Genomic DNA, 23,211 nt, shown 5'->3' on the forward strand with positions numbered 1-23,211 from the left:
CTCATGAACTTTCCTTACTTTTTCTTCAGTTGCTTGGCATTGGCGAACAGCGAGGCCATGGCGTTGTTCGCCGGGGCCTGCTCCTGCTGGCGCGGGGCAGCGCTGCGCTCGCCACGCGGCGCGCCGTTGCCGGGACGGCCGCCGCCACGCGGGCCGTCGACCTTCTCGCCCGGGGTGTCGCCCATGCGCATGGAAAGGCCCACGCGGTTGCGCGGGATGTCCACTTCCATGACCTTCACCTTGACGATGTCGCCGGCCTTGACCACTTCGTACGGGTCCTTGACGAACTTCTCCGACAGCGCGGAGATGTGCACCAGGCCGTCCTGGTGGACGCCGATGTCGACGAAGGCGCCGAAGTTGGTGACGTTGGTCACCACGCCTTCGAGCACCATGCCCGGCTTCAAGTCCTTCAGGCTCTCGACGCCTTCCTGGAATTCGGCGGTCTTGAACTCCGGGCGCGGGTCGCGGCCGGGCTTGTCGAGTTCCTTGAGGATGTCGGTGACGGTGGGCAGGCCGAACTGCTCGTCGGTGAACTTCTTCGGGTCCAGGCGCTTGAGGAAGCCCGAGTCGCCGATCAGCGAGCGCACGTCGCGGCCGGTGTCGGCGGCGATGCGCTGCACCAGCGGGTAGGTCTCCGGGTGCACCGCGGAGGCGTCCAACGGGTTGTCGCCGTTCATCACGCGGAGGAAGCCGGCGGCCTGCTCGAAGGTCTTGTCGCCCAGGCGGCTGACCTTGCGCAGGTCGTCGCGGGTGCGGAACGCGCCATTGGCGTCACGGTGCGCGACGATGTTCTGCGCCAGGGTGCTGTTGAGGCCGGAGATGCGCGCCAGCAGGGCGGCGGAGGCGGTGTTGACGTCAACGCCCACGGCGTTCACGCAGTCTTCCACCACCGCGTCCAGGCTGCGCGCCAGCTGCAGCTGGGACACGTCGTGCTGGTACTGGCCGACACCGATGGATTTGGGCTCGATCTTCACCAGCTCGGCCAGCGGGTCCTGCAGGCGGCGGGCGATGGACACGGCGCCGCGCAGCGATACGTCCAGCTCCGGGAATTCCTTCGCGGCCAGCTCGGAGGCCGAGTACACCGAGGCGCCAGCCTCGCTGACCATGATCTTGGTGCACTTGAGCGCCGGGTATTTCTTGATCAGCTCGGCGGCCAGCTTGTCAGTCTCGCGGCTGGCGGTGCCGTTGCCGATGGCGATCAGTTCCACCTGGTGCTTGGCGCACAGCGCGGCGAGCACGGCGATGGTCTGGTCCCACTGGTTCTTCGGCGCGTGCGGGTAGACGGTGGCGGTGTCCAGCAGCTTGCCGGTGGCATCGACCACGGCGACCTTCACGCCGGTGCGCAGGCCCGGGTCCAGGCCCAGGGTGGCGCGCGGGCCGGCCGGAGCGGCCAGCAGCAGGTCGTGCAGGTTGCGCGCGAAGACGTTGATCGCCTCGGCGTCGGCGGCGTCGCGCAGCTCGCCCAGCAGGTCGGTTTCCAGGTGAGTGTAGAGCTTGACCTTCCAGGTCCAGCGCACCACCTCGGACAACCACTTGTCGGCGGCGCGGCCCTGGTTGGCGATGCCGAAGCGCTCGCCGATCATGATTTCGCAGGGGTGCGAGGTACCCGGCAGCTCCTCGCCGATCTTCAAGGCAACGCTCAGGATGCCTTCGTTGCGCCCACGGAAAATCGCCAGGGCGCGGTGCGACGGGGCGTTCTTCAGCGGCTCGTCGTGCTCGAAGTAGTCGCTGAACTTGGCGCCTTCGGTTTCCTTGCCCGGCACCATGCGCGCGGTGAGGGTGGCGTTGTCCTTGAGGAAGCCGCGCAGGCGCTCCAGCAGGGTGGCGTCCTCGGCGAAGCGCTCCATGAGGATGTACTTGGCGCCTTCGAGCACGGCGCGGGTGTCGGCGAAGCCCTTCTCGGCATCGACGAAGCGTGCGGCTTCGGTTTCCGGGGTCAGGGTCGGGTCGTTGAACAGCGCATCGGCCAGCTCGCCCAGGCCGGCTTCCAGGGCGATCTGGCCCTTGGTGCGGCGCTTCTGCTTATAGGGCAGGTAGAGGTCTTCGAGGCGGGTCTTGGTGTCGGCGAGCTTGATCTCGCGGGCCAGTTCCGGGGTCAGCTTGCCCTGCTCCTCGATGCTGGCGAGGATCGCGCCACGGCGGTCTTCGAGCTCACGCAGGTAACGCAGGCGCTCTTCGAGCATGCGCAGCTGGGTGTCATCCAGGCTGCCGGTGACTTCTTTCCGGTAACGGGCAATGAAGGGGACGGTGGAGCCTTCATCGAGCAGGGCGACGGCAGCGGCGACTTGCTGCGGTTGAACGCGGCCGGAGGGCAGTGCGGAAAGCTCTTCGGCGATACGGGTGTTAATGCTGTCCATGAATCCACCTGGTGAAACCAACGAAATACGGGGCGCATGATCTGCTGCGCGTCGGCATAACTGCGTTGAGGCCAACTGAGAAATGCTCATTGACTGCAGTCAACTCCGCTTTCTCAGCTGTCCTCGCCTTGTTCTGCTCTAGCTCGCAAGATCATGAACAGGCTCATAACAGAGCATCTGGACCGGAGTTCCCGGTCGCTCGACAGGCCCTGTGACAACGCCCCGCCGCAAAAGCGCCGCATTATACCCGCGACAATTTCACCCGGTGGGCGACTGGTCGGGGAAAAATCTGCTAACAATGGACAGGCCGTGATGCGCGGCTGCTGGGCGATAATGCCCGCCGAATCAGATTCTGGGAGTCTCCATGAGCAACGCTGCCACCCTGCCGGAAGGCGAAAAGATCCTCGTGGTCGATGACGACGCGCGCCTGCGCCGTCTGCTGGAACGCTTCCTCGATGAGCAGGGTTATCGCGTCCGCGCCGTCGAGAACACCGAGCAGATGGATCGCCTGCTGGCCCGCGAGCTGTTCCAGCTGGTGGTGCTGGACCTGATGATGCCCGGCGAGGATGGCCTCTCCGCGTGCAAGCGTCTGCGTGAGTCGAACAACCAGATCCCCATCATCATGCTTACAGCCAAGGGCGATGAGTCCAGCCGTATCTCCGGCCTTGAGCAGGGCGCCGACGACTACCTGGCCAAACCCTTCAACCCGCGCGAGCTGCTGGCTCGGATCAAGGCCGTGCTGCGCCGCCAGGCGCCGCTGGTGCCGGGCGCGCCGGCGGGCGAGGACGAGATCGTCACCTTCGGCGACTACGAGCTGCACCTGGCCACCCGCGAGCTGAAGAAGGGCGAGGAAGTACACATGCTCACCACCGGTGAGTTCGCCGTGCTCAAGGCTCTGGTCCAGCACGCCCGCGAGCCGCTGACCCGCGACAAGCTGATGAACCTCGCCCGCGGCCGCGAGTGGGACGCCTTGGAGCGCTCCATCGACGTGCAGATTTCCCGCCTGCGCCGGCTGATCGAGCCCGACCCGTCGAAGCCGCGATACATCCAGACCGTCTGGGGCGTGGGTTACGTATTCGTGCCGGACGGCGCCGCCCGCAAGTGATTGACCCCGCCGGGGCGAAGCCCTTCGCCCCGGCCGTTCGCGTTTCCCTGGTACTGCCTTCTTGAAAACACCCCTCTGGTTCCCGCAAAGCTTCTTCGCCCGCACCCTGTGGCTGGTGCTCATCGTCGTGCTGTTCTCCAAGGCGCTGACCCTGGTCTACCTGCTGATGAACGAAGACATGCTGGTCGACCGCCAGTACAGCCATGGCGCGGCGCTGACCGTGCGCGCCTACTGGGCGGCTGACGAGAAGTCGCGCGAGGCCATCGCCCAGTCCGCAGGGTTGAAGTGGGCGCCCCACGAACAGGGGCAGCCGGAGGAAGTGCACTGGCCGTACACGGAAATCTTCCAGCGGCAGATGCGCATGGAGCTGGGCATCGACACCGAGACCCGCCTGCGCATCCACCATCCGTCGATGCTCTGGGTCCGCGCGCCGACCCTGGGTGACGGCTGGATCGGCGTGCCGCTCTACCCGCACCCGCTGCGCGGCCAGCAGATCTGGAGCGTGCTGGGCTGGTTCCTCGGCATCGGCCTGCTGTCCACCGCTGCCGCCTGGATCTTCGTGCGCCTGCTCAGCCAGCCGCTCAAGCGCCTGGTCTTCGCCTCCCGCGAGTTCGGCAAGGGGCGCAGCGTACGCCTGCCGCTGGGGCCGGAAACGCCCAGCGAGATGGCCGAGGTGTACCGCGCGTTCAACCAGATGGCCGACGATGTCGAACAGGCGGGTCGCGAGCGCGAGCTGATGCTGGCGGGGGTTTCCCACGACCTGCGCACGCCGCTGACGCGCCTGCGTCTGTCACTGGAGCTGATGCCCGACAGCGACCGCGAGATGGTCGAGGACATGGTCCGTGACATCGAGGACATGGACGCCATCCTTGACCAGTTCCTCGCTTTTATCCGCGATGGCCGCGACGAGTCGGTGGAAGAGGGTGACCTTGCCGACCTGATCCGCGAAGTAGCCGATGCCTTCAACCAGAGCGGCAACCGCGTGCGCCTTTGCCTGGAAACGCTGCCGCTATTCCGCTTCCGCCGTGTGTCGATCAAGCGCATGCTCGGCAACCTGATCGAGAACGGCCTGAACCATGGCGGCGGCAAGGTCGAGGTGGCGGCCCACGTAGCTGGCGGCGGCGGTGCGCCCTACGTGGTGCTCAGCGTGCTGGACCGCGGCGCGGGCGTCGATCCGCAGGAGCTGGAAAACATCTTCAACCCCTTCTTCCGCGGCGACAAAGCGCGCGGTGGCAAGGGCACCGGCCTTGGGCTGGCCATCGTCAAGCGTATCGCCGAACAGCACGGCGGCAGCATCGAGCTGCGCAACCGTGAGGGTGGTGGCGTGGAAGCGCGCGTCTGCCTGCCGCTGGGTTTGCTGCTGCCGCGCGACGCGCACTAAGAGCCTGCTTACGATCTGCTGCGCGTCGGCATAACTGCGTTGAGGCCAGCCGAGAAGTGCTCATTGACTACAGTCAACTCCGCTTTCTCAGCTGCCCTCGCCTTGTTCTGCTCTAGCTCGCGAGATCGTAAACAGACTCTAATCCCAGCGCAGGGATTTGCCTTCCAGCACCGCCTGGCGCCCATAGGGCCAGGCACGGTTGTGCGCGCCATGGCCGCTGGGCAGTCCGTGGTAGAGCGGCACGCCCAGTCGCGCGGCATACTCGGCGAAGATTTCTTCCAGGCTGTGGGCCACGCCCTTGCGCGGGCAATCGGTGAAGGTGCCGAGGCAGATTGCGCCCAGTCGTGCGCCGTTCAGGCTGTTCAGCAACTGCCAGAGGCTGCGCTCGAGACGGTAATAGGGCTCGCCGACGTCCTCGAGGATCAGGATCGCGCCGTCCGGCACGTAAAGCGCGCCGGCGGTACCGGCCATGCAGGCCAGTGCGGTGAGGTTGCCGCCGATCAGTTCACCTTCCACAGCCGCCTTCGGTCCCGCCAACTGCTGCACCGCCAGCTTGCTGGGGCTGCCGGCCAGTACGTGGCTGACCGAGGCCAGCGACGCCAGGCGTTCACGTTGCTCGCTGGGTGCGCTCAGCGGCTGCAGACCGAGGCCGGTGGCGACCATGCCATGGATCGCCGGCAGGCCCTGCCGGTGGAAGGCGCTGAGCAGGATGGAGATGTCCGAGAAGCCGATCAGCGGGCGCGGCGAGGCGGCCTTGAGGCGCTGCCAATCCAGTTGCGGAATGAGTTGTCCACAGCCGTAGCCACCGCGCAGGCACCAGACGGCGCTGACATCCTCCAGTTCGAAGGCTGCGTGGAAATCTTCCAGGCGCTGGGCCGGCGTGCCGGCCAGGTAGCGGTACCGGGCGTCGGCGTGGTCGCCCAGGTGGTAGTCGATGCCCTGCACTTCCAGCTGGCGCAGGGTGGCTTCCAGTACCTCCTCGGCTATCGCCGAGGCCGGCGCAACCAGCGCGACGCGGCCCTCGATGGGCGACCAGGTGAGTTCGGCGTGGGGGCGGGAAGCGGGCATGGCTGGATTCCTAAGACTGCTGAAGAAACTGTAGGAGCGAGGGGGGCGCCATCGTTGTTGCTCGCGAAGGGTTCAATGGGGCAATGATGGACTGCGTGCCTTCTGTTGGCGTGCCTGCCCTCACCCCAGCCCTCTCCCAGAGGGAGAGGGAGCCGTCCGTGCCGGCTGATGCTGCGGCTTCAGCCTGTGCCAATCAGTCCCCTCTCCCTCTGGGAGAGGGTTAGGGTGAGGGAAAGCTACCGCGCAGAGCGCAGTAGCGAATCGCCTGAATTACCCCTTTCCTTTTGTTCTGGCCAGATGCGGCCCGCCATTCTTCTCCAGGTATTCGATGATCACCCCGGCAATGTCCTTGCCGGTGGTGGTCTCGATACCTTCCAGACCGGGCGAGGAGTTCACCTCCATCACCAGCGGGCCGTGGTTGGAGCGCAGGATGTCGACGCCGGCGACGTGCAGGCCCATCACCTTGGCGGCCCGGATGGCGGTCATTCGTTCCTCCGGGGTGATCTTGATCAGGCTGGCGCTGCCGCCGCGGTGCAGGTTGGAGCGGAACTCGCCGGCCGCGGCCTGGCGCTTCATCGAGGCGATCACCTTGTCGCCGACCACGAAGCAGCGGATGTCGGCGCCGCCGGCTTCCTTGATGTACTCCTGCACCATGATGTTGTGCTTGAGCCCCATGAAAGCCTCCAGCACGGATTCGGCGGCCTTCTCCGTCTCGCAGAGCACCACGCCGATACCCTGGGTGCCTTCGAGCAGCTTGATCACCAGCGGTGCGCCGCCGACCATCTCGATCAGGTCCGGCACGTCATCGGGGGAGTGGGCGAAACCGGTCACCGGCAGGCCGATGCCCTTGCGTGAGAGCAGTTGCAGCGAACGCAGCTTGTCGCGGGAGCGGGCGATGGCCACTGACTCGTTGAGTGGGAAGACACCCATCATCTCGAACTGGCGCAGCACGGCGCAGCCATAGAAAGTCACCGAGGCGCCGATGCGCGGGATCACCGCGTCGAAACCTTCCAGCGGCTTGCCGCGATAGTGGATCTGCGGCTTGTGGCTGGCGATGTTCATGTAGGCGCGGAGGGTGTCGATCACCACCATCTCGTGGCCGCGTTGCTGCCCGGCCTCCACCAGCCGACGGGTGGAATACAGGCGCGGATTGCGCGACAGCACAGCAATTTTCATTGATCACCTGGAAGGGTGGCGGGAACCATGATGAGGGGTTTGTCTTGTACGTAGGTGACGCCGGGGTTGACCACCAGTTGGCCCTGCACGAGAGCCTTGGAGCCTAGCAGTACGCGGTAACGCATGGTCTTGCGGCAGGCCAGGGTGAATTCCACCGACCAGGCGCGGTCGCCCAGGGCCAGCAGGGTGCGGATCACGTAGCGGGTCTGGGCCTGGCCGTTGGAGCTCTTGATCGTCTTCATCGTCACCACCGGAGCTTCGCAGCGGTGGCGGCGCTGCACCTGGGTGCCCAGGTGGGCGACGAAACGCACCCAGCTCTGGCCGTCGCGCTCGAAGGGCACGATGTCGCTGGCATGCAGGCTGGAGGTGCTGGCGCCGGTGTCGATCTTCGCGCGCAGGCCGACCATGCCTAGTTCGGGCAGGGCGATCCATTCGCGCAGACCAATTACCGACAGCTGGTCGAAAGTCTTCAAGGCTGGTGTCCCCGGCGTTTGCCGGCATTCTAGTCAGGCCGCTTGTGCCCCGCCAGCGGGGCGCGGGGTACACTCTCAGACCCGCATGACGAGGTTGTGAAGTGAGCGAAAAAGACGACGACAAGGTCCGCCTGGACAAGTGGCTGTGGGCGGCGCGCTTCTACAAGACCCGCTCCCTGGCCAAGGAAGCCATCGACGGTGGCAAGGTGCATTGCCGGGGCGAGCGCTGCAAGCCGGGCAAGGAGCCGAAGGTCGGCGAGGAGTATGTGATCCGCACCGGCTTCGACGAGCGCACCGTGGTGGTGAAGGCGTTGTCCATGGTGCGCCGTGGCGCGACCGAAGCGCAGTTGCTCTATGAAGAGACCGCTGACAGCCTGAAACGCCGCGAGGACGCTTCGGCAATGCGCAAGGCCGGAGCGCTGGGCGTGCAGACCGACGGGCGGCCGACCAAGAAGCAGCGCCGCCAGTTGTTCAGCTTCCGCGATCAGGAATGATCGACCGGAGAGGGCGACGGGCCCTCGCCGGGATCAGGTAGCCTTCAGGCCGTGATGACGCTCAAGCGGTTGACCAGTGGAATCCTCGCGGCCAGGCGGAACAGCGGGTCGGTCCAGCGAACCAGGGCGGCGCTGCCCTTGGCGGCGAAGGGAGTGAAGCAGCTCCAGGCCAGGGCCACCAGCGCCATCTGCACGCCGCCGATGTAGTCGTCCTGGCCCCAATGCGCGCCGGCCACCAGGCGCGGCAGCATGAACAACAGCGCCAGGCCCCAGATCACCACCCACTGCAGGGCGTTGCGGGCGAACAGAGTGAGGAACAGCGCCCAGATCAGCAGCACCGAGGCGTGGTCGCCGGGGAAGCTGCGGGCGGATTCGTCCTTCACCTCGAAGGGCGTGTCTTCCCACTGCGGGAAAAAGTGTTCCAGGCGGATGGCATCCGGCGCGAGGGTGGAAATGCTTGCGTGCTGCCAGCCCAGCTTGTGGGCGATCTTGGCGTAGAGGATGCGCACGACCACCAGCACGACGGCTGCGCATAAAAAGCCGAAGGTCGCCGCGCGGACCTGCGTGGCCTTGAAGATCCAGTCGCCACGGATCATCAGCAGCAGCAGGATCACCCCGACCAGCAGGTCGAACGGCCGGGTGCTCGCCACGGCCCAGGTCAGGCGCCAGGCTTCGTTGGTCGCCAGCGGCTGGTTGAGCAGGCTGAACAGGCTGAAGTCGAACAGGTCCATTGCGCTGCGAGCGGGCTCCCAGAGCCACAGCAGCAGCAACAGGCCAGCCATCAGATGGCAGGCAATGAAGGGCTTCCAGGACCAGGTGGCTTGGAACGGCGTGGTTTTGTCCATAAAATCGATACCCCCTTACGGAACCCCCCGAACATGGGTGGGTGCTGCAAAGCGCGCTTTATAGGCCTTTGCCATCAACTTGTCATTTATTTGTGCCTATCGCAGCGTTGTGCCAAGCATGTCCCAGATCGATCAAAGTCAACGTTTCCTGTTCGACAACACCGATGTCCGTGGTGAGCTGGTAGAGCTCGACCGCAGCTTCGCCGAGGTGCTGGCCAAGCACCCCTACCCGCAGCCTGTCGCCCAGTTGCTGGGAGAAATGCTAGCCGCCGCCGCGCTGCTGTGCGGCACCCTCAAGTTCGACGGTCTGCTGGTGCTGCAGGCACGCTCCAACGGCGCCGTGCCACTGTTGATGGTGGAATGCTCCAGCAACCGCGAAGTCCGCGGCCTGGCCCGCTATGACGCGGACGCCATCGGCGATACCGCCGGCCTGCCCGAGCTGATGCCTGAGGGCGTACTGACCCTCACCGTCGATCCGAAGAACGGCAAGCGCTACCAGGGCATCGTGCCGCTGGAAGGTGTGACCCTGGCCGATTGCCTCTCGACCTACTTCGCGACCTCCGAGCAACTGCCGACTCGATTCTGGCTGAACGCCGACAGCCGTCGCGCCCGTGGCCTGCTGCTGCAGCAACTGCCTGCCGACCGTCAGCGCGACGCCGAGTCGCGGGAAGCCAGCTGGCAGCACGTCAGCACCCTGGCCGACACTCTCACCGCCGAGGAGCTGCTGGGCCTGGACAACGCCACCGTGCTGCATCGCCTGTACCACGAGGACGATGTGCGCCTGTTCGATCCGCAGCCGCTGGTGTTCCGCTGCAGTTGCTCGCGGGAACGCTCGGCCAACGCACTGGTCAGTCTAGGTCTGGAGGATGCGCAGCGTCTGCTGGCCGAAGAGGATGGCGAGATCGTCATCGACTGCCAGTTCTGCAACCAGCGCTACCAGTTCGACGGTTCGGACGTGGCCCAGCTGTTCTCGGGCGGCGGTAGCCAGACACCGTCAGAAACCCGCCATTGACCGCTTCGATTTGTCCGATAGCCGAACCAATGGCGCTCTTGCCAGATCAGAGGCTGCACGAGAACAGTTCTTTTCTGGCATAATCCCGCGACTTTTTTCCGCGGTAGTGGGAATCAGAAGTCACTACGCAATGTTTGGAGGACTCGGCTTCGGCCGACGGGGACCCACATGACGCAAGCCAATAAAGCCGTTTACACCGATATCAGCGTTGCCCAACTGGTGGAAGAAGCCATTCGCCGCGGCGAAGGCGAACTCGCCGACAACGGCTCGCTCGTGGTGAAAACCGGCCACCGCACCGGCCGCTCGCCTGCCGACCGTTTCATCGTCGAAGAGCCGGGCAGCAAGGATTCCATCGCATGGGGCGCCATCAACCGTCCGTTCCCGGCCGACAAGTTCGATGCCCTGTGGGACCGTGTCCAGGCCTTCAATGACGCCCAGGACCATTTCGTTTCCCACGTCCATGTAGGTTCGGCCCACGACCACTACCTGGCCGTGAAGATGACCACCGCTACTGCCTGGCAGAACCTGTTCGGCCGTGCGCTGTTCATCGAGCCCGAGCAGTACAACCCGGCCGGCCGCGAAGAGTGGCAGGTCCTCAACGTCGCCAACTTCGAGTGCGTGCCCGAGCGTGATGGCACCAACTCCGATGGCTGCGTGATCCTCAACTTCGCCCAGAAGAAAGTGCTGATCGCCGGCATGCGCTATGCCGGTGAAATGAAGAAGGCCATGTTCGGCGTGCAGAACTACCTGCTGCCGGAAAAAGACGTGCTGCCGATGCACTGCGCCGCCAACATCGGCGAAGAAGGCGACGTAACCCTGTTCTTCGGTCTGTCGGGCACCGGCAAGACCACCCTGTCCGCCGACGAAAGCCGCTACCTGATCGGCGACGACGAGCACGGCTGGGGCGAAGGCGTTGTCTTCAACATCGAAGGCGGTTGCTATGCCAAGTGCATCGACCTGTCCGAGAAGAACGAGCCGGTCATCTGGAAAGCCATCAAGTTCGGCGCCGTGCTGGAAAACGTCGTCCTCGATGAAAACCGCACGCCGGACTACGCCGATGACAGCCTGACCCAGAACTCCCGCGCGGCCTACCCGCTGGAGAACGTCGAGAAGCGTTCCGAGCAGAACCTCGGCGGCGAACCGAACGCCGTGATCTTCCTGACCTGCGACCTGACTGGCGTTCTGCCGCCGGTGTCGATCCTGAACAACGAGCAGGCGGCTTACCACTTCCTGTCCGGCTACACCGCGCTGGTCGGTTCCACCGAAATGGGTTCTGGCGGCGGCATCAAGTCGACCTTCTCCACCTGCTTCGGCGCACCGTTCTTCCCGCGCCCGGCTGGCGTCTACGCCGAGCTGCTGATCAAGCGCATCAAGGCCTTCGGTTCCAAGGTCTACCTGGTCAACACCGGCTGGACCGGCGGTGGCTACGGCGTCGGCAAGCGCTTCAACATCCCGACCACCCGTGGCGTGATCGCCGCCATCCAGAGCGGCGCTCTGATCGGTGCCGAGACCGAGCATCTGGACATCATCAACCTGGACGTGCCCAAGGCCGTTCCGGGCGTCGACACCGTCCTGCTCAACCCGCGCAACACCTGGGAAGACAAGGCCGCCTATGACGAAGCCGCCAAGGGCCTGGCCAGCAAGTTCATCGACAACTTCCAGAAGTTCGACGTGAGCGACGCCATCAAGAACGCCGGCCCGCAGCTGTAAGCGAGCCCGTTCTGGAAAGAGCCGCCTTCGGGCGGCTTTTTCATTGGTGCCTGGGAACGGTCCTGCTCCGAGGTGCTCTTCGTAGGAGCGAGCTTGCTCGCGAACCGGAGTTGGGCTGTTCGCGAGCAAGCTCGCTCCTACAATGGTCGCTCCTAGGCTCACGGGATCGTCCATGACAGGCAACGGAGTTATCCCCATGCACGACACCCTCGAACGCATCTTCGGCTTCCGCCAGTTCCGCCCTGGCCAGGAGGCAGCGGTCAGCGCGGTGCTGGCCGGGCGCTCGGCGGCGGCGATCTTCCCGACGGGCTCGGGCAAGTCGCTGTGCTACCAGCTGCCGGCGCTGCTGCTGCCGCACCTGACCCTGGTGGTCTCGCCACTGCTGGCGCTGATGCAGGACCAGCTCGCCTTCCTCGCCCGCCACGGCATCGCCGCCGCCAGCATCGACTCCGCGCAGAGCCGCGAGCAGACCGCGCAAACCATGGCCCGCGCGCGCAGCGGCGAGCTGAAGGTGCTGATGATCTCGGTGGAACGGCTGAAGAACGAGCGCTTCCGTAACTTCATCGGCGAGGTGCCGATTTCCCTGTTGGTGGTGGACGAGGCGCACTGCATTTCCGAATGGGGCCACAACTTCCGCCCCGACTACCTGAAGCTGCCGGACTACCAGAAGCAGTTCCGCATTCCCCAGGTGCTGCTGCTCACCGCCACGGCGACGCCAGCGGTAATCGCCGACATGCGCAGCAAGTTCGCCATCGCCGAAGCCGACGTGGTCACCACCGGCTTCTACCGCGCCAACCTCGACCTGCAGGTGGAACCGGTGGCCAGTTCCGCCCGCCGCACACGGCTGGTGCAGTGGTTGGGCGAGCGCACCGGGCAGCCGGCCATCGTCTACGTCACCCAGCAGAAGACCGCCGAGGAAGTCGCCGCGCACTTGGCCGAGCGTGGCATTCCCGCCTGCGCCTACCACGCCGGGATGGAACACCCGGAGCGCGAGGGCATCCAGCGCCGCTTCATGGAAGGCCGGTTGAACTGTATCGTCGCGACCATTGCCTTCGGCATGGGCATCGACAAGAGCAACATCCGCCAGGTGGTGCACTACGACCTGCCCAAGTCGCTGGAAAACTACAGCCAGGAAATCGGCCGCGCCGGGCGTGACGGCCTGCGTTCGGAATGCCTGGTGCTGGCCAACCGCGACAGCCTCAACGTGCTGGAGAACTTCGTCTACGGCGACACGCCCGAGATCGAAGGCATCCGCAACGTACTGGAGGAAATCCGTCAAGCCCCGAACGGTCAGTGGGAAACCATGCTGGTGCCGCTGTCGGACCAGTCCAATATCCGTCAGCTGCCGTTGAAGACGCTGCTGGTGCAGCTGGAGCTGCGCGGCATCATCGCCCCGCGTTTCGCCTATTTCGCCGAATATCGCTACAAGCTGCTGATAGATGCCGCTGAGCTTCTGAATCATTTCCAGGGCGAGCGGCGGCAGTTCGTCGACGCCATCCTCACCACTTCGGCCCGCGCTCGCACCTGGGCGACCCTGGATTTCGACACCCTCTACAGCCGCCACGGCGCCGAACGCGCGCGGGTGGTGAAGGCGCTGGACTACTTCCAGGAGCGTGGCTGGGCCGAGCTGGAGAGCAAGCAGATGACCGAGGTCTACTCGGTGCGCGATGCGTCCTTCTCTGTAGATAACCTGAGCGAGGAGCTGCACCGCTACTTCAAGCGCCACGAGGAAAGCGAGATCGCCCGTATCGGCGCCATGCTCGAGCTGCTGGGCAGCTCGGAATGCCTGAGCTGGCGCCTGGCCCAGTACTTCGGCGACCAGCAGGCGCCGCGCCAGTGCGGGCACTGCTCGGTCTGCGCAGGCCGTGTCGCCCGGTTGCCGGAACCGCCCGCATTGCCGCCGCTGGACGGCCAGTCGCTCCACAGTCGCTGCGCCGCCTTCCTGGAGAAATACCGCAGCGCCCGGGGCATGGAGCCCAGCGCCGACTGCGTGACGCGTTTCCTCTGCGGCATCAGCGTGCCCGCCTTCACCCGCATGCGCGCGCGCACGCTGCCGGGCTACGCGACGCTGGAAGACTACCCCTACGCCCAGGTCCGTGACTGGGTGCAAGGGCAGCTGTAACCGCATCGGCGCCACGCACGACTAAAGGTCGGCGTGGCGCCAGCGGGGCTCCTTGTAGGGTGACGGGACGCATTCCCGCCTAGACTCTCAGGGCGCGGCAACAAGGAGCCCATCGCATGTCCACCGAGCATCTGGATGTACTGATCATCGGCGCCGGCCTGTCCGGCATCGGCGCCGCCTGTCACCTGCAGAAGCAGTGTCCCGGCAAGTCCTACGCCATCCTCGAGGGCCGCGAGGCCATGGGCGGCACCTGGGACCTGTTCCGCTACCCGGGCATCCGCTCCGACTCGGACATGTACACCCTGGGCTACAACTTCAAGCCTTGGACCGACCCCAAGGCCATCGCCGACGGCCCGTCGATCCTCAACTACATCCGCGAGACCGCTCGCGAATACCGCGTCGAGGACAAGGTCCGCTACCGCCATCGCGTGCTCAAGGCCGACTGGGACAGCGCCAGCGCGCGCTGGAACCTGCTTGTGCAGCGCGGTGATGAGGAACAAGCGGTGCGCATGAGCGCGCAGTTCCTCTTCATGTGCACTGGCTACTACCGCTACGACGCTGGCTACACCCCGGACTTCGCCGGGCGCGAGAGCTTCACCGGGCAGGTCATCCACCCGCAGCTGTGGCCGGAAAACTTCGACTACAGCGGCAAGCGCATCGTGGTGATCGGCAGCGGCGCCACCGCCGTCACGCTGATCCCCTCGCTGACCGACAAGGCTGCCCATGTCACCATGCTGCAGCGCTCGCCGTCCTACGTGATCACCCTGCCGGCGAAGGACCCGATCTCCAACTTCCTGCGCAACTTCCTGCCGGAGAAGTGGGTGTACCGCCAGGCGCGGGCGCGCAACGTGACCATGCAGATGATCTTCTTCATGGCCTCCAAGGCGTTCCCCGGCGCGGTGCGCAAGCTCATGCTCAAGCTGGCCAACCTGGAGTTGGGCAAGGATTTCGACATGCGCCACTTCAGCCCGCGCTACAAGCCCTGGGACGAGCGCGTGTGCTGCGTGCCGGACGGCGACCTGTTCAAGGCGCTGCGCCAGGGCCGCGCTTCGGTAGTTACCGACCATATCGAGCGTTTCACCGAGAAGGGCATCCTGCTCAAGTCCGGGCAGGTGTTGGAGGCGGATGTGATCGTCACCGCCACCGGACTGGACCTGGTGATGTTCGGTGGCGCGGAGCTGGCCATCGACGGCAAGCCGTTCGACGTCACCCAGAGCATGGGCTACCGCGGCATCATGCTGCGCGATCTGCCCAACCTCGCCGCTATCGTCGGCTACACCAACGCCAGCTGGACGCTCAAGGCCGACCTTTCCAGCGAGTACTTCTGTCGCCTGATCAACCACCTCGATGCCATCGGCATGCGCCAGTGCACGCCGCGCCAGACCGATGGATCGGTGAAGGAAGAACCCTTCCTCAACCTCAACTCCGGCTACATCCAGCGCGCCGCCGACCGCATGCCCAAGCAGGGCGACCGTACGCCGTGGAAGCTCTACCAGAATTACGCGCTGGACCTCGCTCTGCTGCGCTTCGGCAAGGTCGAGGATGGTTACCTGGCCTTCACCTCGCCCAAGCAGCGTCAGGCCGCGGCGGCACCAGTGGAAGCGCTGGAGAGCTGACCTCCCCGGTCGGAGCCCGCCGGCCCCGGCGGGCTTCGTTCTATCGAGGCATCGAATAGACATTATCGATACGTCGCTCTGCAACGGAGCGGCCTCTGGGCTTACCATGCGCGCCATTCCCGCCCATGCCAGCCAGAGGATTTTCCATGCTGATCGAAGACGCCATCCGCAGCCGCCGTTCCATTCGTAGTTTCGACACTTCCTATGTGATGAGCCGCGAGGAGAAGGACGACCTGCTGCAACAGGCGCTGCTCGCCCCCACCTCGTTCAACCTGCAGCACGTGCGCTTGGTGGAAGTCAGCGACCCGCAGCTGCGCGCGCAGATTCGTGAAGCCGGCTGGAACCAGGTACAGATGACCGACGCCTCGATGCTGGTGATCGTCTGCGCGCAGGTCGACAGCTGGGAGAAGAACGCCGAGCGCGTGTGGGACGGCGCCCCGGCCGAAGTGAAGAACTACATGGTCGGCGCCATCGACGGCTACTACCGCGACAAGCCGCAGACCCAGCGCGACGAAGCCATGCGCAGCAGCGGCCTGGTGGCCCAGACGCTGATGCTCGCCGCCCGTGGCCGTGGCCTGGACAGCGTGCCGATGGTCGGTTTCGACTTCGACGCCGTGGCCAAGCTGATCAACCTGCCGGCCAACCATGCCATCGGCCTGATGATCGCCGTGGGCAAGCAGGCGGTGGAAGCCAAGCCGCGCATCGGTCGCCTGCCGCTGGAAGAGACGATCGTTCGCGATCGATTCTGATCCCGATGAAACGCGCCTTCGGGCGCGTTTTTTTTCGCTTTGCGGACTGTGACCTTCGTGCCTGTGGCCGCCCCCCACCCTAACCCTCTCCCGGGGGAGGACTGTTCGGTGCAGTGGGAAGCCGAAGTGTCAGCCGGCAAGGACAGCTCCCTCTCCCACTGGGAGAGGGCTGGGGTTAGGGTGTTCATTGGCGCCGATCGCATCCAGTACCGGTATTTCCCTGCGGGAGCAGGCCATGCCCGCGATCGCGCGCATTGCGCGCTCCTACACGTTATCCGGCGAAAATCACTCCGGCGCAGACTCCACTATCCGCTCCACCAACCACTGCAACGCCGTATCCCGCTCTCGCTGGGCGAGATAGACCAGCTCCAGGTGGAACTGCCCCACGTCGAACGGCAGCTCCAGCACCTGCAACGGCAGCAGCTGGGCGAAATATGCCGCCAGTCGTGTCGGCAATACCGTCAGCAAATCCGTGGTCGCCACCAGATGCGCCGCCTGCAGGTAGTTGGGCGTAGTGTAGGCGACCTGCCGTTTCAGCCCCTGGCTGGCCAGCCACTGATCGACCATGCCTTTGGTCTGCCCGCCGGACACCCACAGGTGCCGCTGGCCGAGGAAGGTCGGCAGATCGATCCCGCCATCGACCTGCGGATGCCCGCGCCGGGCCAGCAGGCGCAGCGTTTCACTCGCCCACGGGCGGCGCTGGAAGCGCGCCGGCAGCTCCTCGAAGCGCCCCAGCACCAGGTCCAGGTTGCCCTTGTCCAGCGCCTCGGCGGGCAGCGTCGGCGTCAGGTGCTGGATGCTCAGGCCCATGCCTGGCGCCGCACTGCCCAGACTTTCGAGCAGGTGCGGCATGCACAGCGCTTCCACATAGTCGGTCAGCGCCAAGGTGAAGCGCTGGCGACTGCGCGCCGGGTCGAAAGTGTCGCCGCCGGCCAGGCTCTGGCCGATGCGCTGCAGGGCATCGCGGATCGGCGCTTCCAGCTCCAGCGCCCGAGGCGTCGGCTGCATCGCCCGGCCGACGCGCACCAGCAGCGGATCATCGAGCAGTTCGCGCAGGCGGTTCAGCGCGTTGCTCACCGCCGGCTGGCTCAGCGACAGGCGTTCCGCCGCCCGTGAGACGTTGCGCTCGCGCAGCAGCGCATCCAGCACCCGCAGCAGGTTGAGGTCGAAGGTGGTCATATTCACTGGCTGAATTCCACTTATCACAACTCAAAATTTCAAAAATAGTACCGCCTTCCCTAAGGTGAGTGGTCTTCAAACGAGCGTTTCAGGCTGACAAGAGGAACAACATGAGCCAGAACATCCGCATCGCCAGCGCCGCCGTTATCGGTGCCGGCACCATGGGCCGGGGCATTGCCATGTGCCTGGCGAACGCCGGCGTGCAGGTCCTGTGGCTGGACAACAACCCGCAGATGCTCACCCAGGCCCTCGGCGCCGTGGCCGACACCTACGCCCACAACGTGCGCCAGGGCCGCATCGACGAGGCCGAAGCCGCCCGTCGCCGCGCGCGCATCTCCCAGGCGGCGAACTACGCGGCGATCCGCGAGGTGGACCTGGTGATCGAGGCGGTGTACGAGAACCTGGAGCTCAAGCAGTCGATCTTCCGCGAACTGGATGCGGCGCTGAAGCCCTCGGCCATCCTGGCTTCCAACACTTCCTACCTGGACGTCGACGCCATCGCCGCGGTGACTTCGCGGCCGTCCCAAGTGCTCGGCCTGCACTTCTTCAGCCCGGCGCACATCATGAAGCTGCTGGAGATCGTGCGTGGTGCCAAGACCGCTCCCGCCGTGCTCGAAGCGGCCCTGGAGCTGGGCGAGCGCATGGGCAAGGTCAGCGTGGTCGCCGGCAACTGCCATGGCTTCATCGGCAACCGCATGCTGGAGAAGTATGTCCAGGAGTCGCGCCGGCTGATCCTCGAAGGCTCGCTACCGCATCAGGTCGACGCGGCGATCCAGGGTTTCGGCTTCGCCATGGGGCCGTTCCGCATGTTCGACGTGGTCGGCATCGACCTCGAATGGCGCGCCCGCGAGCTGGCGGGCAAGGGCCAGGACGCACCGACCGTGCAGGTGGACAACCGCCTGTGCGAGATGGGCCGCTTCGGCCAGAAGTCCGGCAACGGCTTCTACCACTACGAGCCGGGCAGCCGCCAGGCCGAGCACGATCCGGAAGTGGACGCGCTGGTAGTGCGTGAGTCCGAGCGCCTGGGCTACGCCCGCCGCGACGTTGGCGCCGAGGAAATCCTCGAGCGCTGCCTGCTGGCGCTGGTCAACGAAGGCGCGAAGATCCTCGACGAAGGCATCGCCTCCACCAGCGCCGACATCGACACCGTTTACCTCAATGGTTATGGCTTCCCCAGGGACAAGTCCGGCCCAATGGCCTGGGCCGATGCCCAGGGCCCGCAGAGCGTGCTGGCGCGCCTGCGTGACCTGGCCGGCGAACACGGCGCGCAATGGCAGCCTGCCGCGCTGATCGAGCGCCTGGCCGCCGCCAATGGCCGCTTCGCCGACGTGAAACAGGAGCACTGAACATGAGTTACCAGGCACCCCTGCGCGACATGCGCTTCGTCCTCCACGAGCTGTTCGATGTCAGCGCCCACTGCGAGCTGCTCGGCAACGGCCTCGACCGCGAGCTGATCGACGGCGTGCTGGAAGAAGGCGCGCGCTACACCGGCGAAGTGGTCGCCCCGCTGAACCGCAACAGCGACGAGCAGGGCGCGACCCTGCTTAATGGCGAAGTCACCACCCCGGACGGCTTCCGCGAGGCCTACCGGCAGTACTGCGACAACGGCTGGGCAAGCATGACCGGGCCGACCGACTTCGGCGGCCAGGGCTTCCCGCAGATGGTCGCAGCCAGCTTCCACGAGATGCTGATGGCCGCCTCGCTTTCCTTCCGCGTCTATTCCGGCCTCACCGAGGGTGCGGTGCTGGCGCTGTACAAACACGGTGCGCCGGAGCTGCAGCGAGACTACCTGGCGAAGATGGTCAGCGGCGTGTGGAGCGGCACCATGTGCCTCACCGAGCCCCAGGCCGGCACCGACCTGGCCCTGCTGCGCACCCGCGCCGAACCGCAGGCGGACGGTAGCTACAGCGTCAGCGGCAGCAAGATATTCATCAGCGGCGGCGAGCAGGACCTTTCCGAGAACATCGTCCACCTGGTGCTGGCGCGCCTGCCGGATGCGCCGGCCGGGGTGAAGGGCATCAGTCTGTTCCTGGTGCCCAAGTTCATCGCCAGCGCCGACGGAACACCGGGCGCGCGCAACTCCCTGAGTTGCGGCGCCATCGAGCACAAGATGGGCATCAAGGGCGCGTCCACCTGCGTGATGAACTTCGACGGGGCCACCGGCTGGCTGATCGGCCAGGCCAACCAGGGCCTGGCGTGCATGTTCACCATGATGAACGACGCGCGCTTCCAGGTCGGCCTGCAGGGCCTGGGCATCGCCGAGCGTTCCTGCCAGGGTGCGCTGGCCTATGCTCGCGAGCGCCTGCAATCGCGCGCGCTGACCGGTGCGGCCGAGCCGTCCAAGGCCGCCGACCCGATCATCGTCCACCCGGACGTGCGCCGCATGCTGCTGACCCAGAAGTCCCTCACCGAGGGCTGCCGGATGATTTCCGCGCTCTGCGCCCGCGAACTGGACCTGGAGCACGGCCACCCTGAGGCGGACGGCCGCAAGGCGGCGAGCAAGCGCGCGGCGCTGCTGATTCCCATCGTGAAGTCGTTCTTCACCGACGTTGGCCAGGAGGTTTCCAGCCTCGGCGTGCAGGTCTACGGCGGCCACGGCTACATCCGCGAATGGGGCATGGAACAGCTGATGCGCGACAGCCGCATCACCCAGATCTACGAAGGCACCAATGGCATCCAGGCGCTCGACCTGATCCGCCGCAAGCTGCTGGGCGATGGCGGCGCGGAACTGAACGCGCTGATCGGCGAACTGGCGGCGGTCTGCGAAACCGTTGGCGCGCGCACTGAACTGGCAGGTCTCGCGGAAACCGTCCGGCAACGCCTGCTGGAATGGCGCAGCCTCACCAGCGAAGTGATCGCCGCCTGCCAGCGCGACCCGCAGGAAATCGGCGCCACCTCGGTGGACTTCCTGCAGTACTGCTCCTATGTGCTGCTCGGCGGCCTCTGGCTACAGGCGGCCGGCGTGGCGCAGGCGAAGCTGGCTGCCGGCGAGGGTGACGCGGACTTCTATCGCGCCAAGCTCGCCAGCGCCGAGTTCTACGTCAAACGCATCCTGCCGCGTGCCAGCATGCACCGCGAGGCCCTGCTGGGCGGCGCGGACTGCCTGATGGCGCTGGACGCGCAGCACTTCGCGTTCTGATACGGGAGTAAAGAAAAACGCCGCGCCGGGGAACCGGGGCGGCGTTTTTCGTTGTGCGGTTCGGGGCTCAGGCCCGCTCCCACACCTCGAACGCATAGGCCGGCGTCTCGCCTTCCGCGTCGTGCTCGATGCTCGACGCCAGGTGCCACTGGCTTTCGTTCACTTCGGGGAAATGTGCGTCGCCGGCCGGGCTCAGGCCGACGCGGGTCAGGTAGAGGCGCTCGGCACGGCTCAGGGCTTCACCGTAGAGTTGCGCGCCGCCGATCAGCATCAGCTCGTCGGCTTCCTCCTCCTTGGCCCACTGCTCGGCGCGCTCCAGGGCAGCGTCGAGGCTGGTGAAGACTTCCGCGCCTTCGAGCTTCAGGCCCGCCTGGCGGGTGACCACGATGTTCAGCCGGCCCGGCAGCGGGCGGCCGAGGGAGTCCCAGGTCTTGCGGCCCATGATCACCGGTTTGCCCAGGGTCATGGCCTTGAAGTGCTTGAGGTCCTGCGGTAGGTGCCAGGGCAGGCGGTTGTCGACGCCGATCACGCGGTTCTCGGCAAGGGCGGCGATCATCGCCAGGGGCAGTGCTTGGGTCATCTCGACTCCAGTGGTGAACATCAGCGGGAACTCCCGTTGCCAGAGGATACCAGCCGCTCGCCGTCGGCGGGGCCGGCGGGTGGCGGAACGCGCATGAAGAAGGTGCCGTCCTCGTTGACCTGGGTGATGCCGGTGGCCAGCACCTTGCGATAGTCCTTGAGGTTGAAGGCCAGCGTCTGGTCCGGGCGCTCGGCCTTGAGCAGCACCTGCGAGTAAGTGATGAGGATCTCGAAGATCTTCAGGTCGCCCGACTGCAGCCAGATATAGGACTGCCCGGCCTGGCGCGGCGGCTCGAAGGCCAGCGAGGCGGCGCCGTGCTTCGGCGCGAACTTCAGGTGCAGGCCCTGGGCGTCCAGCCAGGTGGATTCGACGCGGCCGTCGATGCCCACCAGCGGGAAGACCTGGTGGTAGTTCAGGTGCATCACGTTGTCCTGCAGCACCGCGCCGGGGCGCTCCAGGGTCACCAGCGAATCCAGGCGCAGGCCCACCAGACTCATGGCGCCGTAGCTGGGCACGCCGAGCACCTTCACGCTGTCGGGCTGGTAGTCGAGGTTGTCGCCATCGAGCTTCACCGTGCCGGATAGTCGCAGCGGCAGCCAAGGGCCGACGCCCAGCGGCTGCACTTCGCCGGAGACCAGCAGGCGGTCGCCTTCGATGCTCAGCTTGAAGTCGCGCAGCATGGTTTCCGGGTAGGCGAGGATGTGCTGGTTGAACAGGTTGCCGAGCTGTTCGGGGCTGAGGATCACCTCACCTTCGGAAACGTTGATGCGCATGTCCTGCGGGCGGTCGAAGTCGATCGGCTCACCGGCCTTGAGCGGCACCAGCCAGCCCTTGAGCTGCGGGCTGTGGAAGCCGATGTTGCCCTGGAAGTACATGTCCACGTTATTGAGCAGGATGCCCACGCCGTCCTGGCCGGAATCGCGCAGGCCGCCCGGCCGGCTGGCCTTGAAGTCCGGCGCTGGCGGCGTCTGCTGGAACCAGCCCTGGCGCAGCACGCCCAGTTCGCGCTGTTGCTTGTCGATGGCACTCTCGGCGACGGCCTGACCGGCCAGCGTGAGGCAAAGTAGGGAGGCAAGGAGGGGTCTCATAGGGCTTTCTCCTCCGGGGCCGGCGCCTTCACCGGCGACACCGCGATGTGCACCATGCCGTCTTCGCGCAGGCGGATTTCGCCGTACTGCAGCTGGCGGCGGTAGTCGTAGAGGTTGAACAGCAGCGGCGCGTCCGGGCTGAGGCTGGTGAACAGCGCGTAGGCCTTCACCAGGATGGTCCGAGCCATCTTGATGTCGCCGCCTTCGATGAACATGTAGCTCTGCGGCGCCTTGAGCTGCGGCCACTTCAGCTCGGCGAGGTCGCTGCCCAGCAGCAGATCCATGCCGCCATCGGCGAGCTTCAGGCTGCTCACGGTGAAGTCCAGGCGCGGTGGCGGGAACAGGCCGTCGAGGTCGACCAGGATACGGTTGCCGATCAGCTGCATGTGCGCGGTGTGCAGTTGCAGCACCTCGGACATCTCGATGGAGGCGGCGGTCAGCGACGGTGTGACGTCCACCCCGTCGACGAAGATTCGCTGTGGTACCAGCGCCACCTTCAGCGGCCCGGCCTGCTCGATCCCGGTGACCATCCGTAGCGGCCGCCAGCGGCCCTTGCGCAGCAGCTCGCCGTGGACTTCCTGGCCATCGGCGCGGGTGCTGAGTTTGAGGTTGCGCACTGGCGCGTTGGCGTTGCGCAGCTCTTCGTTGAGCAGGCTGGCGAGGGTGGCGTCGGCGACGAAGATGTCCCCGGCCTGGATGCGCGCGACCATGGACTTCGGATCATCCAGCATCAGCGGCGTGGCGCCTCCGGCCACCGGGCTCATCTGGATCAGCATCTTGCGGATGAAGAAGCCGATGTCGTCGTGCAGGCGGAAGTCGGTGTGGCTGATCCACAGTTGCGAGGTGTTGCTGTCGGACTGCCGGGCGCTGACGTGCGCGTCCAGCACGCGCGGCGGCACGGCCTGCATCAGCGGGGTGTCCGGGCCCCAATTGGAGGGGCGCACCGGCGGTGTTTCCACGGCGGCCGCGGTGGCGGCGGCCAGCAGCAGGGGCAAGGCACTGAGCATCGAGCGCAGCATGGCGAGGCCTCATTCTTGTTTTTATAGGAGCAGCTTTGTGTGATGAGTCTGAGGCTGGCCGGGCATGGCGAGAGCCCCTCCTTGGTTTGGTTGACGCC

At 65.9% G+C, this 23,211-nt stretch carries 19 protein-coding genes; 10 read left to right on the forward strand and 9 right to left on the reverse strand.

The window, feature by feature from the left end; all coding sequences use genetic code 11:
• Positions 1 to 14: 14 nt before the first annotated feature.
• Positions 15 to 2,357, reverse strand: coding sequence for a Tex family protein (locus ACIPK7_RS20850; protein WP_401089920.1), 2,343 nt, complete (start codon positions 2,355 to 2,357; stop codon positions 15 to 17).
• A gap of 364 nt (positions 2,358 to 2,721) precedes the next feature.
• On the opposite strand from ACIPK7_RS20850, the gene ompR reads away from it, so the two are divergent.
• Together ompR and ACIPK7_RS20860 are read left to right on the forward strand one after the other, a co-directional pair.
• Positions 2,722 to 3,462 carry a two-component system response regulator OmpR gene (ompR, locus tag ACIPK7_RS20855; RefSeq protein ID WP_024762186.1) on the forward strand — a complete coding sequence of 247 codons (741 nt, stop codon included), beginning with the start codon at positions 2,722 to 2,724 and terminating at the stop codon, positions 3,460 to 3,462.
• Between the two features lie 61 nt (positions 3,463 to 3,523).
• Positions 3,524 to 4,843: an ATP-binding protein gene (locus tag ACIPK7_RS20860; RefSeq protein ID WP_401089922.1), complete on the forward strand. Its 1,320-nt coding sequence runs from the start codon at positions 3,524 to 3,526 to the stop codon at positions 4,841 to 4,843.
• A 138-nt stretch (positions 4,844 to 4,981) separates the two neighbouring features.
• Here the strand turns inward: ACIPK7_RS20860 and ACIPK7_RS20865 are convergent, their stop codons facing one another.
• The 3 genes from ACIPK7_RS20865 to ACIPK7_RS20875 form a co-directional block, all read right to left on the reverse strand.
• Positions 4,982 to 5,911 (reverse strand): LD-carboxypeptidase, encoded by a 930-nt coding sequence (locus tag ACIPK7_RS20865; RefSeq protein ID WP_401089924.1) that lies wholly within the window; start codon positions 5,909 to 5,911, stop codon positions 4,982 to 4,984.
• Between the two features lie 270 nt (positions 5,912 to 6,181).
• The gene (gene rimK, locus ACIPK7_RS20870) at positions 6,182 to 7,087 is read right to left on the reverse strand and encodes a 30S ribosomal protein S6--L-glutamate ligase (protein WP_038803545.1); all 906 of its coding nucleotides are present in this window, start codon (positions 7,085 to 7,087) and stop codon (positions 6,182 to 6,184) included.
• Positions 7,084 to 7,527, reverse strand: a complete 444-nt coding sequence (locus ACIPK7_RS20875) for an ATP-dependent zinc protease (protein WP_263866458.1) — start codon at positions 7,525 to 7,527, stop codon at positions 7,084 to 7,086. The genes rimK and ACIPK7_RS20875 overlap by 4 nt, the downstream gene beginning before the upstream one ends.
• Positions 7,528 to 7,661: 134 nt before the next feature.
• Between ACIPK7_RS20875 and ACIPK7_RS20880 the strand changes: the two genes are divergently transcribed.
• Positions 7,662 to 8,054 carry an RNA-binding S4 domain-containing protein gene (locus tag ACIPK7_RS20880; RefSeq protein ID WP_401089926.1) on the forward strand — a complete coding sequence of 131 codons (393 nt, stop codon included), beginning with the start codon at positions 7,662 to 7,664 and terminating at the stop codon, positions 8,052 to 8,054.
• A gap of 44 nt (positions 8,055 to 8,098) precedes the next feature.
• Here the strand turns inward: ACIPK7_RS20880 and ACIPK7_RS20885 are convergent, their stop codons facing one another.
• On the reverse strand, positions 8,099 to 8,899 hold the full coding sequence (locus tag ACIPK7_RS20885) for a phosphatase PAP2 family protein (protein WP_401089927.1): 801 nt from the start codon (positions 8,897 to 8,899) through the stop codon (positions 8,099 to 8,101).
• A 118-nt stretch (positions 8,900 to 9,017) separates the two neighbouring features.
• Here ACIPK7_RS20885 and hslO point away from each other — a divergent pair, with 118 nt between their 5' ends.
• The 5 genes from hslO (at position 9,018) to ACIPK7_RS20910 (ending at position 16,108) form a co-directional block, all read left to right on the forward strand.
• Complete coding sequence (gene hslO, locus ACIPK7_RS20890) at positions 9,018 to 9,911, forward strand: Hsp33 family molecular chaperone HslO (RefSeq protein ID WP_192433176.1); 894 nt, start codon at positions 9,018 to 9,020, stop codon at positions 9,909 to 9,911.
• 168 nt (positions 9,912 to 10,079) lie between these two features.
• Complete coding sequence (locus ACIPK7_RS20895) at positions 10,080 to 11,621, forward strand: phosphoenolpyruvate carboxykinase (RefSeq protein ID WP_192433174.1); 1,542 nt, start codon at positions 10,080 to 10,082, stop codon at positions 11,619 to 11,621.
• Positions 11,622 to 11,817: 196 nt separating this feature from the next.
• Positions 11,818 to 13,743, forward strand: coding sequence for an ATP-dependent DNA helicase RecQ (locus ACIPK7_RS20900; RefSeq protein ID WP_401089929.1), 1,926 nt, complete (start codon positions 11,818 to 11,820; stop codon positions 13,741 to 13,743).
• 116 nt (positions 13,744 to 13,859) lie between these two features.
• Entirely contained in the window at positions 13,860 to 15,359 is a 1,500-nt protein-coding gene (locus ACIPK7_RS20905) for a flavin-containing monooxygenase (protein WP_401089931.1), read from the forward strand.
• Between the two features lie 146 nt (positions 15,360 to 15,505).
• A complete protein-coding gene (locus ACIPK7_RS20910; RefSeq protein WP_401089933.1) occupies positions 15,506 to 16,108 on the forward strand; it encodes a nitroreductase family protein in 603 nt (200 codons plus the stop codon).
• A gap of 285 nt (positions 16,109 to 16,393) precedes the next feature.
• Here the strand turns inward: ACIPK7_RS20910 and ACIPK7_RS20915 are convergent, their stop codons facing one another.
• A complete protein-coding gene (locus ACIPK7_RS20915; protein WP_401089935.1) occupies positions 16,394 to 17,293 on the reverse strand; it encodes a LysR family transcriptional regulator in 900 nt (299 codons plus the stop codon).
• Positions 17,294 to 17,397: 104 nt separating this feature from the next.
• Between ACIPK7_RS20915 and ACIPK7_RS20920 the strand changes: the two genes are divergently transcribed.
• Together ACIPK7_RS20920 and ACIPK7_RS20925 are read left to right on the forward strand one after the other, a co-directional pair.
• Positions 17,398 to 18,633, forward strand: coding sequence for a 3-hydroxyacyl-CoA dehydrogenase (locus ACIPK7_RS20920; protein ID WP_192433164.1), 1,236 nt, complete (start codon positions 17,398 to 17,400; stop codon positions 18,631 to 18,633).
• 2 nt (positions 18,634 to 18,635) lie between these two features.
• Positions 18,636 to 20,426 carry an acyl-CoA dehydrogenase C-terminal domain-containing protein gene (locus ACIPK7_RS20925; RefSeq protein WP_192433162.1) on the forward strand — a complete coding sequence of 597 codons (1,791 nt, stop codon included), beginning with the start codon at positions 18,636 to 18,638 and terminating at the stop codon, positions 20,424 to 20,426.
• A gap of 67 nt (positions 20,427 to 20,493) precedes the next feature.
• On the opposite strand, the gene ACIPK7_RS20930 is transcribed toward ACIPK7_RS20925, so the two are convergent.
• From ACIPK7_RS20930 to ACIPK7_RS20940, 3 genes are read right to left on the reverse strand one after another with little or no spacing between them, the layout of a single operon-like run.
• Complete coding sequence (locus tag ACIPK7_RS20930) at positions 20,494 to 21,006, reverse strand: dihydrofolate reductase (protein WP_192433454.1); 513 nt, start codon at positions 21,004 to 21,006, stop codon at positions 20,494 to 20,496.
• Positions 21,007 to 21,026: 20 nt separating this feature from the next.
• Positions 21,027 to 22,094 (reverse strand): hypothetical protein, encoded by a 1,068-nt coding sequence (locus ACIPK7_RS20935; protein WP_192433160.1) that lies wholly within the window; start codon positions 22,092 to 22,094, stop codon positions 21,027 to 21,029.
• Positions 22,091 to 23,113 carry a hypothetical protein gene (locus tag ACIPK7_RS20940; RefSeq protein WP_192433158.1) on the reverse strand — a complete coding sequence of 341 codons (1,023 nt, stop codon included), beginning with the start codon at positions 23,111 to 23,113 and terminating at the stop codon, positions 22,091 to 22,093. Before ACIPK7_RS20940 ends, ACIPK7_RS20935 begins: the two co-directional genes overlap by 4 nt.
• Positions 23,114 to 23,211: the final 98 nt, after the last annotated feature.

This window comes from Pseudomonas sp. NPDC086581, assembly GCF_044746165.1.
Taxonomy (GTDB): Bacteria; Pseudomonadota; Gammaproteobacteria; order Pseudomonadales; family Pseudomonadaceae; genus Pseudomonas.

Coding starts and splice junctions, on each gene's coding strand:
- ACIPK7_RS20850 (WP_401089920.1), bottom strand. CDS start 2,357: ATGGACAGCATTAACACCCGTATCGCCGAAGAGCTTTCCGCACTGCCC.
- ompR (WP_024762186.1), top strand. CDS start 2,722: ATGAGCAACGCTGCCACCCTGCCGGAAGGCGAAAAGATCCTCGTGGTC.
- ACIPK7_RS20865 (WP_401089924.1), bottom strand. CDS start 5,911: ATGCCCGCTTCCCGCCCCCACGCCGAACTCACCTGGTCGCCCATCGAG.
- rimK (WP_038803545.1), bottom strand. CDS start 7,087: ATGAAAATTGCTGTGCTGTCGCGCAATCCGCGCCTGTATTCCACCCGT.
- ACIPK7_RS20885 (WP_401089927.1), bottom strand. CDS start 8,899: ATGGACAAAACCACGCCGTTCCAAGCCACCTGGTCCTGGAAGCCCTTC.
- hslO (WP_192433176.1), top strand. CDS start 9,018: ATGTCCCAGATCGATCAAAGTCAACGTTTCCTGTTCGACAACACCGAT.
- ACIPK7_RS20895 (WP_192433174.1), top strand. CDS start 10,080: ATGACGCAAGCCAATAAAGCCGTTTACACCGATATCAGCGTTGCCCAA.
- ACIPK7_RS20900 (WP_401089929.1), top strand. CDS start 11,818: ATGCACGACACCCTCGAACGCATCTTCGGCTTCCGCCAGTTCCGCCCT.
- ACIPK7_RS20905 (WP_401089931.1), top strand. CDS start 13,860: ATGTCCACCGAGCATCTGGATGTACTGATCATCGGCGCCGGCCTGTCC.
- ACIPK7_RS20910 (WP_401089933.1), top strand. CDS start 15,506: ATGCTGATCGAAGACGCCATCCGCAGCCGCCGTTCCATTCGTAGTTTC.
- ACIPK7_RS20920 (WP_192433164.1), top strand. CDS start 17,398: ATGAGCCAGAACATCCGCATCGCCAGCGCCGCCGTTATCGGTGCCGGC.
- ACIPK7_RS20925 (WP_192433162.1), top strand. CDS start 18,636: ATGAGTTACCAGGCACCCCTGCGCGACATGCGCTTCGTCCTCCACGAG.
- ACIPK7_RS20930 (WP_192433454.1), bottom strand. CDS start 21,006: ATGACCCAAGCACTGCCCCTGGCGATGATCGCCGCCCTTGCCGAGAAC.
- ACIPK7_RS20935 (WP_192433160.1), bottom strand. CDS start 22,094: ATGAGACCCCTCCTTGCCTCCCTACTTTGCCTCACGCTGGCCGGTCAG.
- ACIPK7_RS20940 (WP_192433158.1), bottom strand. CDS start 23,113: ATGCTGCGCTCGATGCTCAGTGCCTTGCCCCTGCTGCTGGCCGCCGCC.